This is a genomic window from Runella sp. SP2, from assembly GCF_003711225.1.
Lineage (GTDB): Bacteria > Bacteroidota > Bacteroidia > Cytophagales > Spirosomataceae > Runella.
The window spans coordinates 5914905-5928648 of record NZ_CP031030.1 but is presented as its reverse complement, the minus strand read 5'-3'; the positions used below and the strand labels follow the sequence as shown (position 1 = coordinate 5928648).

Annotated in this window: 9 protein-coding genes; 5 read left to right on the top strand and 4 right to left on the bottom strand. The window is 44.8% G+C overall.

Annotated elements, in window-relative coordinates; genetic code table 11:
* The first annotated feature begins 50 nt into the window (after nt 1–50).
* Nucleotides 51–1496: an anthranilate synthase component I family protein gene (locus DTQ70_RS23840; protein ID WP_122933114.1), complete on the top strand. Its 1446-nt coding sequence runs from the start codon at nt 51–53 to the stop codon at nt 1494–1496.
* A gap of 110 nt (nt 1497–1606) precedes the next feature.
* A complete protein-coding gene (locus tag DTQ70_RS23835; RefSeq protein WP_164490181.1) occupies nt 1607–2794 on the top strand; it encodes a T9SS type A sorting domain-containing protein in 1188 nt (395 codons plus the stop codon).
* 72 nt (nt 2795–2866) lie between these two features.
* Here DTQ70_RS23835 and DTQ70_RS23830 read toward each other — a convergent pair whose 3' ends face one another.
* Entirely contained in the window at nt 2867–3391 is a 525-nt protein-coding gene (locus DTQ70_RS23830; protein WP_122933112.1) for a hypothetical protein, read from the bottom strand.
* Nucleotides 3392–3490: 99 nt separating this feature from the next.
* Between DTQ70_RS23830 and DTQ70_RS23825 the strand changes: the two genes are divergently transcribed.
* Together DTQ70_RS23825 and DTQ70_RS23820 are read left to right on the top strand one after the other, a co-directional pair.
* A complete protein-coding gene (locus tag DTQ70_RS23825) occupies nt 3491–3781 on the top strand; it encodes an iron-sulfur cluster assembly accessory protein (RefSeq protein ID WP_122934537.1) in 291 nt (96 codons plus the stop codon).
* 103 nt (nt 3782–3884) lie between these two features.
* On the top strand, nt 3885–7628 hold the full coding sequence (locus DTQ70_RS23820; RefSeq protein ID WP_122933111.1) for a PAS domain-containing sensor histidine kinase: 3744 nt from the start codon (nt 3885–3887) through the stop codon (nt 7626–7628).
* Nucleotides 7629–7632: 4 nt separating this feature from the next.
* Here the strand turns inward: DTQ70_RS23820 and DTQ70_RS23815 are convergent, their stop codons facing one another.
* Nucleotides 7633–8847 (bottom strand): acyl-CoA dehydrogenase family protein, encoded by a 1215-nt coding sequence (locus DTQ70_RS23815; RefSeq protein WP_122933110.1) that lies wholly within the window; start codon nt 8845–8847, stop codon nt 7633–7635.
* 74 nt (nt 8848–8921) lie between these two features.
* Here DTQ70_RS23815 and DTQ70_RS23810 point away from each other — a divergent pair, with 74 nt between their 5' ends.
* Nucleotides 8922–10379 (top strand): ATP-binding cassette domain-containing protein, encoded by a 1458-nt coding sequence (locus DTQ70_RS23810; protein ID WP_122933109.1) that lies wholly within the window; start codon nt 8922–8924, stop codon nt 10377–10379.
* Nucleotides 10380–10382: 3 nt separating this feature from the next.
* Here the strand turns inward: DTQ70_RS23810 and DTQ70_RS23805 are convergent, their stop codons facing one another.
* Both DTQ70_RS23805 and DTQ70_RS23800 read right to left on the bottom strand, forming a co-directional pair.
* Nucleotides 10383–11315, bottom strand: a complete 933-nt coding sequence (locus DTQ70_RS23805) for a DUF4249 domain-containing protein (RefSeq protein WP_122933108.1) — start codon at nt 11313–11315, stop codon at nt 10383–10385.
* Nucleotides 11316–11320: 5 nt separating this feature from the next.
* Complete coding sequence (locus DTQ70_RS23800; protein WP_122933107.1) at nt 11321–13678, bottom strand: TonB-dependent receptor; 2358 nt, start codon at nt 13676–13678, stop codon at nt 11321–11323.
* Between the last annotated feature and the right edge of the window lie 66 nt (nt 13679–13744).

The window sequence follows — 13744 nt, the reverse complement described above, 5'->3', positions numbered from 1 at the left end:
CATCAAACAGCGGGCTTTTTATTTTTATGCACCTCAATCTCAAATGATACATGACAACCACCGACACTACCTTCAAAATCAGTACCCAAAGCAGAAAATTGCTAGGTGACATGCTTACGCCCGTGGGCGTTTATCTCAAACTTCGCGATAAGTTTCCTTACACTGTCATGCTCGAAAGCGCGGAGTATCACGGCATGGAACACGGCTTTAGCGTCATCGCTTGCGACCCCGTTGCTTCTTTTGTCATCGACGAAGATGTTGTTACTCAAACCTTTCCTGACGGAAGTGAAGAAACATTTCCTTTGCCTTATCGTAAACAGGCCATGCAAAAGTTGCATGATTTTATCCACCGCTTCGACGCGCCTAAAAACGAGCACCCTTTTATCAATGGAGGTTTGTTTGGGCATATTACGTACGATTCGGTTGAGTATTTTGAAGACATTGAGATTCAAGAAAAAACCCCTGACAATGCCATTCCGCAAATGGTTTATCGGGTATATCGATTTGTAATTGCCTTCAACCACTTCAAAGACGAAGTATATCTTTTTGAACACGATTACGGCGTAACGCGCGACGACGCGAATCATAGCAAGTCGATGGGTATGGACTTAGACTCGCTCGAAATGATTGTAAAAGCGCCAAAAATGGCTACATTCCGCTTTAAAGCCCAAGAAAGTGAGCAGAGCAACGTAACCGACCCCGAAATGGAGGGTATCATCCAACAATGCATCAACCACTGCTTGCGCGGCGACGTTTTTCAGATTGTTCCATCAAGAAGGTTCAGCAAAAAATTTGAAGGTGACGAGTTCAACGTTTACCGTGCTTTGCGTTCGGTGAACCCTTCACCCTACTTGTTTTTCTTCGATTTTGGCGGATACAAAGTGTTTGGTTCGTCGCCCGAGAAACAAATCTTTATCAAAAACGGCCACGCCGAAATCCACCCCATTGCAGGAACATTCCGCCGCACTGGCGACGACGAAAAAGACGCCGAACTAGCCCGTCAACTCGCCGCTGACCCCAAAGAAACGGCCGAACACGTGATGCTCGTTGACCTTGCGCGTAATGATTTGAGTCGTAGCTGCGACGTGGTAAAAGTAGAAACCTACAAAGAAGCTCAGTTTTTCTCGCACGTCATTCACCTTGTCTCGAAAGTAACAGGCAAGATGAGTGAAGGAGTAAACCCGCTTCAACTTGTGGCAGATACATTCCCCGCAGGAACGCTTTCGGGAGCACCCAAACACAACGCCATGACCATCATTAATCGACTCGAACGTACCAATCGTAGCATTTATGGTGGCGCACTTGGGCATATTAGTTTCAACGGCGACTTCAACCACTGCATTACGATTCGTACATTTTTGAGTAAAAACAATACGTTGTTTTACCAAGCTGGCATGGGAGTTGTAGCCAAGTCAAATATTGCCTCTGAAATGCAAGAAGTGAATAACAAACTAGCCGCCTTGAGAAAGGCAATTGAGTTTGCTAATGAATTGTAAGAAAGCTTAATGTAACTTTTTTACAAAGTTTAACTATCTTTGTTTCATTTCTTACGTATATATTTTGTAGAATCAAAATAACAACGAGAATGTGTAACTGTTTACGATTTATGAGGGGTTTATTGATTTTGTTGGCGGTACTTTGCACTCAACTTTCGTTCGGGCAGGGCTTTGTTGACCTAACGTCGGAATCAGAAACCACCAAATGGCTTCCCGACGGGTCATTGTCACATACTTTTACCAACTTAGGTACACCTGCCGTGACCGTAACAGCCAACATTCAAGGAGCTATCAACCGTTTTAACAATAATACTCCACGTAGTGACTCGCGGGGGCTGTGGTTGAGTATGAACCTCGGAAGCCGTACGCAGGTCGTCACGATTTCTTTCACTTTTAGCGACCCCGTCACAAACTTATCGTTTGCTTTATTGGGAATTGACCGTGAGTTGAGCTTTAGTAATTACCAAGATCGCGTGGCTATTGAAGCTTACGATGACAAAAATGCGGGGATTTTACCCACAATTACTTATAACCCCAATACTGCCTTTTTGTCTAACGGGACAGCATCACACATTAAAGTATTATCTGGTTTCAATACCGACCCCTTAGATACAACCCGTGCAACCGTCACTTTTCGTAATAGCGGCGTAAAACGTTTTACACTCACCTATGGCAGTGGAAGTGACGCAAGAAACGGTGCACTTAGTACCCAAAGTATCTTCTTGTCAAGTCTTTCGTGGTCAAATATTGTCCCTGTACAATTGATGTATTTTCGAGGAAAAGCGGAAGCTGAACGGGTACGACTTTCTTGGGCAACAGCGCTCGAAATCAACAGTAGCCATTTCAACGTGGAGCGAAGTACCGATTTAAAAGAATTTGCTACGATTGGGAAACTCACCTCCGCAGGCGACTCTCGTCAAGTTATTAATTACAGCTTTTTGGATGAAGCACCACTCCCTGGCGTCAATTATTACCGACTCAAGCAAGTGGACAAAGACGGCACGTCGGATTATTCAAAAATTATAGCTGTTAGTCCTCAGGCCGAGGCAACGCAGTTTGTTATTTATCCAAACCCATCGGATGGGAGCAGTGTCCGCCTACAGTTTGATAATCTTGAGCTTGACCGTTTGCGACTGATAACGATGTTGGGACAAGAAATTCCGTTTGATATTCAGGCAACTTCTAACAATAGCCTTACGATTCGGCCTCATAAAATCCTGGAAAATGGGCTTTATTTTATGACGTACCAAACGCCTGACCGAGGCCGCGTCTCTCAAAAGTTATGGGTTACTCGCTAGCTAGCTAGCTAACCTCTCGAAAGTTTAAAACTTTCGAGAGGTTGAACTTTCGAGAGGTTATGTTACCCCGTTTTACATAAACTCCCGCTGAATTTCATTCTTGATAAACTTGAGCGCTAATGCCGTTGGGTTTCGGTTTTCTTGAACGATTTTTTCAAAAATCTTTTTCGATAAATCAATCGGCGCGGCGTCAGGTTTTACTTCTGCGGAGGCTTGATTAATAAGCGTAATTACTTCTTGTTGTGCCGAACGAACGTGCTCCCACGCATCGTGGCTCATATACACTTGTTGCGATAGGTTATGGTTAAATTCTTCTCGAACCTCATGCAGAAGAATTTGCTGAAATTCAATGGCTTGCGTAGCTACTCCGTTGGTACGAATGAGTAGGTTGTTGGGCGTGATTCGCTCCAAAAACAAGCACATTCGTTCGTATGCTTGCAAACGAATCGGCAACGCAATCTCTACGTTTTTACGTTGTAACTCTACCTCTTTTTCGGTCAATTGTTTTTTCAAAAATGCCGTTACAGTTAGGTACATGGCATACAGCACCAATGCCGATGGAAGAATAATTTTCAATAAGTCGGTGACGATTTCCATTGATTTGTTGTTTGATTACCTACACAAGGTTTATTCCCGCAAAGAACGCAAAGTATCACCAAAATAGTGCGTCGGGTAGCGACAAACGTACAAAACAACATGGCAAACGCTCAACCTATTCGGATTTCAGAGACGGCAAAACGCGAAATTATTGACACCCTTACGGCCAATAAAATACCTGACAGCTACGGTCTGCGCGTTGGAATGAAAGGTGGTGGATGCGTTGGGCAATTTTTGTTAGGCTTTGATACACCTACCGAACACGACCAAGTATATGACATTGACGCCATCAAAGTAATCATCGACAAACGCCACTTAATGTATGTCATAGGCACGGAAGTCGATTTTGAAGAAACTGACAATGGGGCAGGCTTTACGGTCGTAAAATAATTAGCTGACAGCGAGATAGTTATTAATACTTCTTGATAAAAGTAACTTTTGGCACGATTTTAGGGAGGGTTGTGGATAAACTCAAACCCTATCTTTAACGTTCGTGCAGCAAGTTAAACGACATATTTTTGCTTTTCTGGCCTTTGCTTCTTTTCTGTTGGCATTGCTATCGTTTTTTGTATTTGAGAGAGGCGCATTAGGAGCATCAGAGGAAAAATATTTTTCGGCTGTCAAAGAACGCGTAAAACAAGAACTGGATCTCTCCCACAAAGAATTAGGAGAAATCATGACGATTGCCTCCCAAAACAGTTCTCGTCAGTTCTCTGCCTTTCGTCATCCAACCAAATATCCCTATTACATATTCCAAAATGGGCAACTGGTTTTTTGGTCCGACTATCGTTTTATTCCCGAATATGAATCAATTCGTAAAATTGCCCAAACCCAGCTAGTTACCTTTGAACAAGGGAAGTTTCTGGTAAGTCGGCGGCAGTTAGTTCAGAATGACACCCGCCTTGATGTCGTTTCGGTGATTAATTTATACAGCCACTATAAAAACAAAAATAACTACTTTCAGTCGGGCTACAATACCGAGCTATTTTCGATTGACCCTCAGCAGATTTCAACGCGCTTGGGGCCTATTTACAGCAATGTCCTCGACAAAAACACTCATTTCTTGTTCTCAATTACCCCCCCAAAATTTGAGACCTATAACCAGACGACTCCCGTCAACAGCATTATTTGGGGCGCATTGTGTATCTTCTTTTTGGGGGTTCACGTCATCCGTTGGATACTCCGATGGAGCCGCGAGCGTCATTATGAGCGCGCTTTTGTCTTGCTTGCCCTGTATTTGATGCTTTTACGGCTTGGAATGCTGTATTTTGGAGTTCCGTTTGTGTTTTACGAGAACGATATTTTTAATCCTAAATTTTACGCTTCTTCGCCTATTGCTCCATCCTTGGGCGACTTGCTGCTGAACTCCATCGTCGTTTTTCTGTTGGTGTTGTACTTGGCAGATTTTTATTTCCGTTCCAAAATTTACTCAAGTTTACTTCGTATTTCGGGCGTTCCCAAAGTACTGCTTTCGGGACTATTTGTCCTTCTTAGCTTTTGGGTCTTTTACGGATGTTTTTCTGAATTGCAGAATATTTACGAAAAATCGCAGTTTACCCTCGACATCACCTTGAGCATTTCATTCTCGCTCCTCAAGATTGTCTGTATCATTATATTTATCTGTATTTCAAGCATTTACTTCCTTGGAACGCATTTATTTGTTAGTTTATTTATCCGCTTCAATCCAAAAAATCGCGTTCAAGGAACGCTCATTTTTTTGCTGAGTTGTGGTGTTTTTGTACTACTTTTGTGGCTTTTTGACGGCCAGCTTACCTGGGTTTTGTGGATTCACGCCGTTTATTTTATTGTACTTTATTTCTCACGGTTTCCCCGAATTCTCTATTCGTTTCGGTATCGCACCACCATTTATTATTTCACGGGGGCATTCTTCTGGGCGTTGGTGACAACCTACGTCGTTTATACCGAAGAAGACCGCAAAGACATCACAAACAAGAAGGAATTTGGGCAAAAAATCATCGCCGAGAACGACCCTTTTGGCGAGTTTTTGCTCGACCGTGCCAAAGATGCCATTAGCAAAGATGTAGATATTCAAGAAACATTTATCAGTGATACCATTCTCTCTCGCGAGCGTATTCAGCGAAAAGTAAAAAGTATTCACTTAGATAAATATTTTGACAAATACGACATTGAGGTACTTTCGTTCAAAGCCGATGGGCAGCCTCTTGATAATACGTTTGATGCCCTCAACTTCGATGATTACACTCACCCGTATCGACAAGTGAAGTACCAGACCAACTATCCTTCCTTGTTTTTTATCAATGACCTTGTCAATAACTTCAAAAAACAATACCTCAGCCTGATTGACATTCGGCAAGATTCGCTCTTGCTGGGGTGGGTCGTGCTCAATCTAAACCCCCGCGAAGACCAACCCAAAAATGTGTATCCAGAGTTGTTGATGGACAAAAAGTTTGTTCCAACTCCCGAAACACGACAATATAGTTACGCTATTTATGACGCCCAAAAGGAGCTTATGTTCAGCTCGGGCAGCTACAATTACGACCGTAAAATGCCCCTAGCGGTACTAGATAATTCCACACTTTTTGATACGGGTCTCCTTTTGTACGATTACAAACACGTAGGAAGCCGAGACAAAAACAAACGTTATGTGGTGGTATCGTCAAAGTCGTATCCATTCAAAAGCCTGACTTCCAACTTTTCGTTTTTGTACTTGGTATTGGTGCTGTATGTCATCTGTATTATTGCCGTTTATGCGCTCAAATATGGATTCCGACGGCTGAAAATCAGTTATACGACCAAAATCCAAATCTTACTCAATGTCGCTTTCTTTTTGCCTTTGATATTGATTGTACTCATTACCTTGAGCGTCATCAGTACCAACTATTTCAACAATCAAGAAAGCGCTTACCTCTCTAGTACCAAAAACATTGCTACCAATTTTGTACAGTATTTGGAAGAACACTTGAGGGGGGGGAGAAGCGAAGATGCCCTCAAAGAAGAACTGGAAAAAATAGCCCGCGATGCCAACGTTGACATCAATTTCTTCTCAAACAATGGGACGTTGTTTATGACCACCAAACCGCTCATTTACGAAAGCAAACTACTTTCAAAATGGATTAACCCTGACGCCTATATTCACCTCATTCAAGACCGCGAAAATGAAGTTTTGTTGGATGAATCGTTGGGAAAAAAACAATACCGTACGGCCTACGTGACCGTGCGAGCCAGTAGCAATAGTAAACCGTTAGGTGTACTTAGTATTCCGCATTTTGATTCAAAACCTGAGTTAGATCGCCAAATTATTGAAGTTATTTCGACGATTTTGAGCGTTTTTGCCATTATGTTTTTGGTGTTTTTGGTGCTGTCTTACTGGGCATCTAACCTTTTAACAATACCACTCCGACTTATGACGCAGAAGTTTCGTCGCATCAATTTACACCAGCTCAACGAGCCCGTAGATTGGAAATCAGACGATGAAATCGGGACGTTGGTGAAGTCGTACAACGATATGCTCAAAAAACTCAGCGAAAGCAAAGAAGAGTTGGCCAAAAACGAAAAACAATCGGCTTGGCGGGAAATGGCCAAGCAAGTAGCGCACGAAATCAAGAATCCACTGACCCCGATGAAGTTGACGATTCAGCAACTTCAGCGAACGATGCTGCGTGATTTACCGCCCAATATGCCCCAAAGCGAGCGAATTCGGCGGACGTTTGAATCACTCATCGACCAAATCGACAATATCAGTGACATTGCCACGTCGTTTTCGGATTTTGCCAAAATGCCGTTGCCTAAAAACGAGTTGTTTGAAATTTCGTCTGTCCTCAACAAAGCCGCCGATTTGTATTCTGACGACCCAAAAATCACCCTGCAACGAGATATTCGAGTACAGCGGGTCAATGTCATGGGCGACCGACAGCTCATTGGGCGTATCATCACCAACCTCATTATCAACGGCATTCAGTCCGTGCCCGAAGGCCGCCGTCCTGAGATTTCGCTACGACTCCGTACCGACGAAGGCAACGTTTATATTGAAGTTCAGGACAACGGGAACGGGATTCCCGAACCCATTCGTCCAAAGGTATTTTTACCCAACTTCAGCACCAAACAAGGCGGCTCTGGCCTCGGTTTGGCCATTGCCAAACGAGGCGTAGAACACGCGGGGGGGAATATTTGGTTTGAAACGGAAGACGGAGTCGGCACTTCCTTTTTCTTATCGCTACCGCTTACGCACAGCCCACTGCTATCGGAAGTAAAATAATGATTTATTTTTTACGGGTATCGAGGCCATAGCCTTTCAAAATACCTCTTGCCAGTGCGGTTTTGTGGACTTCATCAGCTCCGTCATAGATACGTGCTGCTCGCTCGTGGGCGTACCAGTACGACAGCAAAACGTCGCTGGTCATGCCTAACCCACCGTGGGTCTGGATGGCGCGGTCAATCACCCGAAGCATCATGTTGGCGGTAAAAAACTTAATCATCGAAATTTCGTCCCTTACAGCCGCTGCACCCCGCTCATCAATGTGTTTGGCCGTGCGCAATACGAGCAAACGTGCGGCATCGATTTCGGCCCTGCTTTCGGCAATAAACCCTTGGATAAATTGCTTTTCACCCAACATAACTCCCTCTTCCATTTCTCGACTAGCGGCATAGCGGCACATCAAATCAAAACTTCGCTCGGCAATTCCGATAAAACGCATACAGTGGTGAATCCGACCAGGACCGAGGCGTTCTTGCGCCAATAAAAACCCTGTCCCTTCAGTGCCAATTAGGTTTGACTGAGGCACCCGAACGTTTTCGTACAACATCTCGGCGTGGCTCGCCCAGCTATCGCCTGCGTGGCCCATGATGGGGATATTACGTACTAATTTTACCCCAGGCGTATCCATCGGAACTATGATTTGGCTGGCTCGTTTGTGTGGAGCGGCATCGGGATTGGTCACGGCCATCACCACGGCAAAGGCCGCGCCGTCGGCACTGCTGGTAAACCATTTGTGACCATTAATCACGTAATCGTCCCCATCTTTGACTGCCATCGTACCCATGCGCGTAGGATTTGACCCTGCAAATTCGGGCTCCGTCATGCTAAAGCAACTACGGATTTCTCCGTCCATCAATGGCTTTAAATACTGCTCTTTCAAGTGCGTGGGAGCGTATTTGTGCATCAGTTCGGTATTCCCAATGTCGGGGGCTTGGGTGTTGAATACAAAATGCCCAAAAGGCGAACTGGCCAGCACTTCGCTGATTTGCCCAAATTCGCAAAGCGTGAGGTTTAGCCCGCCGTCTTCTTCGGGCAAGTGCAGTCCCCATAGACCTGCTTTTTTGACCAACTGACGTTTTTGCTGAAGAATCGGCTCAACGTGCGAAAAGTCATGGGCAAGGTATTCGGGGGTTTCGAGTGGGTATAACTCACTCTCAATGAAGGCTTTGATTTTCGGAAGGAGCTCTTTAATGCGCTCGGTAACAAAAAGTGATTCCATAAAGTATAGATTTAAGCAAATATAAAGTATTTAGACTACTAACTTTGTCCAAATCTCAAACTTTGACAAAGTTCATGATTACACTCCAAAACGCTTTTGTTCGTCGCTACGACACCGTTGTTTTATCCGACCTTTCGCTCACCATTCAAACGGGTGAACAATGGGCCATCATCGGAGAAAATGGAAGCGGAAAATCCACATTATTAGAGGTTTTGGCAGGAAAATGGCCCATTTGGCGCGGAAAATTGACCCACGATTACGGCGATGTGTTACTCTCAAAAGTGGCCGAGCTTGTTCCGTCTGATTACTCTTTCAATCGCATCATCAAATCCGCTGCACAGTATTATCAGCAGCGTTTTCATAGCCACGAAGCAGAAGTGGCACCCACCGTCCGTGAAGTGCTGACCAATCAGCTCAAACCCGTAGGAACCGTTGACAACCATTCGGTAATACTTCCGCCAAACACCATCAGCGAAGCTGATTTACTTGCCACTTGCCAGTTGCTTTCCATCGACCACCTGCTCGACCGTCATTTTGTGACTTTGTCCAACGGCGAAACTCGGCGGATGCTTTTGGCGCGGTCGTTGCTCAAAAAACCGCAATTATTGCTTTTGGATAACCCATTTTCGGGTTTGGACGTCCACTCGCGCGAAGTACTAAGAAACGCCCTTGCGCACCTCAAAGAAGCAGGCGTTACCATTGTGTTGGTTACTTCCTCAGTAGAAATTCCCCAAAGCGTCAGCCACGTGGTTCGATTGAAAGAAGGGAGAATTATTTCGGAAGAAGAATCGCTTTCAGAAACCGACAAAGCGACGTTTCAGCCCCGCGAAGTGGTTCCTATTTCTCCAACGTACAATTTTTCATTGGCGGTCAACTTGCGTAACATCACCATTACTTACAGTGGTAAAAAAGTACTCAATAACGTCAATTGGCAAATCAAAAAAGGGGAGAAGTGGGCACTCGTTGGCCCCAATGGGTCAGGGAAATCGACGCTGTTGAGTATCTTGACCGCCGATAATCCTCAACGTTTTGCCAATGATTATGATTTGTTCGACCTCAAACGAGGCGGGCCGTCAATGTGGGACGTCAAAAACAAAATTGGACACGTTTCTCCCGAACTTCATTTGTATTTCCCCCAAGAAACCACTGTTTTTAAAACCATTGCTTCGGGCTTTTTTGACGCTACGGGGGTGTATTTCCGAAAATTAACGGAAGACCAAATACAACAAACCCACGCCGTTGCCGAATGGCTCAACGTGGGTTCATTACTTGATAAATTATTTAAAAACCTTTCCAAAGGACAACAACGCCTCGTTTTATTGGCCAGAGCGTTGGTGAAACATCCACCGCTACTAATTTTAGACGAACCCTGCCAAGGGCTAGATTTTGCCGCCGTAGAGCATTTTAAGGAGGTTGTAAACGCCGTCTGTGATTCGCAAGAGCAAACGCTCATTTACGTTTCTCATTATCCTTACGAAATCCCAAGCTGCGTTACCCAAACCCTCCGCCTTTCCGAAGGTGTTGTCTGTTAGTGTCTAGTTTCCGTCTTTGGGTTTTGCTTTTTTGGCGTCAATCACTTCGGTGAACGTACTAACCGCCGACGCGCCAAAGAAGCCTAACGCTTTACGCCCCGTTGGATTGGTATTTTGTATATTACTATAAATATTGGACGGAGCTGTTGCAAAAAGTCCTTGGTTATTTGACTCAGTCCGTACTTGATTTAAGAAATAATACCCTTCCAACGGAATGCTGCAAAGCTCTACTTTGACCGTGTCTTTTTCTTTGTAAAACTCAGGAGAAATGGCCCGACGAATGGGCAAAATAAAGCGCAAACCGTCGCTATTCGCGCCTGGGCTGAACGCAGCATCGTACGCGATGGTGATTTCGGTCGTTTTGTTGAAATACTTACCGTTTTTGTAGCTTTTTATCCAGTAACAGTCTCCCGCACCCGCTGGGTCACGGGCAAAAAACTCCGCTGTATAGCCTTCTTGAGGGGCGTCATCGGGAGGAGCAATCGGTAATTTATCAAAGAAATAAGTCACTGAATCAATTTTAGGCACTCGATTGAGCTTACTTACTGCCGTATATTCTTCGGTACCCATTTTGATGCGCAAAGTGTAGGTTCGTCCTACCCGCCCAATGGTATCGCTGGCAGACGTTGGCTTCCACACGTAGTTACCATCTTTTTTAAGGTCAATAAAGTTAAAAACTTGGCCTTTATCGTCAGAAACAGTCACAGTCGCGTTGAGGACTGGTTTTGCGGGGCTGTTATCAAAATACCCCGCTGACTCCGTCAGACGAATGGATTGGCTGGTTTGTTGGTTGGTCACCCATCCATCTACTACAAGCTGTGGTGGGCCTGATTTTACGTCTAAGTCCACCACATCTTCGCAGCTCGTGAGGGTCGTTACGGTCAAAAATGCGAGGGTAGTATATGTCAAAAAAGTATGAAGCGTATTCTTTTTCATGGCGATTAAAATTTAAAGTTGTACGTAATGGCAGGAACCACCGAGCCTATCACCGCGTAGCGAACGGCTTCGGTTTTGAGGTTATTATCCTCATTTTGACGCACATACATCGAAAACGGATTACGACGATTATAGACGTTATAAATACTCAACACCCACTCGCCCTGGCCTTTGCCGAAGAGCTTTTTCTTCGATTTGAGCGTCGCACCTAAATCGAGACGGTGATAAGCGGGGATACGGGCAGCGTTGCGGCTGTTGTCCACATTTTGCGGCAATGTCCAGCCTCCCCACTCAAAACGATTGGTTGGGAAAGTGGCGGGAGTACCCGTATTGAAGGCAAAATTGGCCGAGAAACTCAAACGGTCATTGAGTTGGTACAACACCACCGTCGAGAGATTATGGGTTTTATCAAAACGCGCAGGAAACCAATTGTCGTTGTTGATGCCTTCGATTTTACGTTCGGTACGCGCAAGGGTGTAACTCAACCAACCCGTCAACTTACCACGATTTTTTTTCACGTAAACTTCTGCCCCGTACGCCCGACCATTGCCAAAAAGCAAGTCACCTTCGAGGTACGTATTGAGCAACAAATCGGAGTTGGCAACATAATCAACTTGGTTTTGGAGCTTCTTGTAATACACCTCCAACGACGCCTCGTACATGTTCTCTTGGAAGTTTTGGAACCAGCCCAGTGCCACTTGGTCGGCTAGTTGAGGCTTAATGATTTTGGAACTCAACGTCCACACATCCAACGGCGAACTTGCTGCCGTGTTTGACAATAAATGCAAGTACTGAGCCGTTCGGTTGTAACTTGCCTTGATGGAAGTAGAAGAATTTAACTCTATTTTGGTCGAAAAACGGGGTTCCCAATTGCCATACGTATTTATCACACCCGATTCGTATTTTTTCTCCGAAATAGGGAGTTTTCGGTCGCCTTTCACTACTTCTAAAAACTCATAGGCCGTCCCTGGGCCTAGATTTCGGAAATACGAATACCGAATTCCGTACTGAAACGACAACCATTCGTTGAGTTTTTGGTCATTTCCGATGTACAAAGACGATTCGTCGGCATAACGTGGGTCCAAGCTAATGTTTCGTTCTTCACCACTCGAAATCGCCGTTGCCGTGCCAGGTTTGGTGGTGTAATTGATGTACTGTCCACCAAAAGTAACCGTATTGTTAGGCGTAAGATAGTACGTAAAATCAGGCTTCATACTCCACGTCTTAATGCTCGAATTCCACTTAAATTTATCCCCGCTTTTGCTCGTATTATTACGGTCCGATTCTAAACCATAGTCATAATTTGAATAGAATGCAGTGGCATTCATAAACAATTTGTTGTTAAAAACGTGGTTCCAGCGGACCGTTGCAGTTTGGTTTCCCCATTCAAAACCAAAGTCCGCCCCAAAAACGTCGCGTCCGAAGTAGCCCGACGCAAAGACCGTATTTTTGTCATCAATGCGGTAATTGGCTTTGGCCGTAAGGTCATAGAAATAAAAACGTGAGTTTTTTAAATCTCCGTTCAAGAACGGCTTCGCCAATACGTCGATGTACGAACGACGCCCTGCCACAATGAATGAGCCTTTGCTTTTGGCAAAAGGCTGTTCATAACTCAAACGGGAGAAAATCGTCCCAATTCCACCGTTGATTTCCCGTTTTTTGGCATTTCCTTCCTTCAAACGCACGTCTAAAATCGACGAAATACGACCACCGTACTGCGCAGGAATCCCGCCTTTAACCAGTTTTACGTCTTTGACTGCATCGGGGTTAAACACTGAGAAAAACCCAAACAAGTGCGACGCATTGAAGACAGGTGCTTCGTCGAGCAAGACTAAGTTTTGGTCAATATTTCCCCCCCTGACGTTGAACCCGCTGGCTCCTTCGCCCACGCTTGTCACTCCAGGGAGCAACTGAATGCTTCGCACCAAATCAACTTCCCCGAGCAGGGCGGGCATTTGGCGAATGGTTTTCATTTCCACCTTATTGACCGACATCTCAATGTTCTTGACATTTTCGTCTTCTTTAGTGGTTTTGACAACGACTTCTTGCAGCTTCACACTTTCGTCTTTGAGTTCGATACTGAGCTTCAAATCGTCAGTAAGTGTCACTTTTTTTTCTACTTTTTCGTAGCCAATGTAATTAAAGACCAGCGTGTAAGAGACGCCCGTTGGCAGGTTCAAGGCATAATAGCCGTAGTCGTTGGTCACGGTTCCGTTTCCTATTTCCCGAACATAGACCGATACCCCAATCAGACTTTCGCCGTTGGAGGCGTCTTTGATGTACCCGCTAATCGTTCGTTTTTCTTGGCTGTACGCCCACGTGGCCATCCCCAACCACAGCAAAATACTAAAGATATGTTTCATAGCTGACAATAAGTGGCAAGCCACCGTTACTTGTTAATTGATAAAAGAAGAAGTTTACATTTGTAC

What these genes read in the sequence shown, in the direction of transcription:
- DTQ70_RS23825 (WP_122934537.1), top strand. Translation starts at nt 3,491, where the DNA reads ATGGCAAACGCTCAACCTATTCGGATTTCAGAGACGGCAAAACGCGAA.
- DTQ70_RS23800 (WP_122933107.1), bottom strand. Translation starts at nt 13,678, where the DNA reads ATGAAACATATCTTTAGTATTTTGCTGTGGTTGGGGATGGCCACGTGG.
- DTQ70_RS23810 (WP_122933109.1), top strand. Translation starts at nt 8,922, where the DNA reads ATGATTACACTCCAAAACGCTTTTGTTCGTCGCTACGACACCGTTGTT.
- DTQ70_RS23805 (WP_122933108.1), bottom strand. Translation starts at nt 11,315, where the DNA reads ATGAAAAAGAATACGCTTCATACTTTTTTGACATATACTACCCTCGCA.
- DTQ70_RS23835 (WP_164490181.1), top strand. Translation starts at nt 1,607, where the DNA reads ATGAGGGGTTTATTGATTTTGTTGGCGGTACTTTGCACTCAACTTTCG.
- DTQ70_RS23815 (WP_122933110.1), bottom strand. Translation starts at nt 8,847, where the DNA reads ATGGAATCACTTTTTGTTACCGAGCGCATTAAAGAGCTCCTTCCGAAA.
- DTQ70_RS23840 (WP_122933114.1), top strand. Translation starts at nt 51, where the DNA reads ATGACAACCACCGACACTACCTTCAAAATCAGTACCCAAAGCAGAAAA.
- DTQ70_RS23830 (WP_122933112.1), bottom strand. Translation starts at nt 3,391, where the DNA reads ATGGAAATCGTCACCGACTTATTGAAAATTATTCTTCCATCGGCATTG.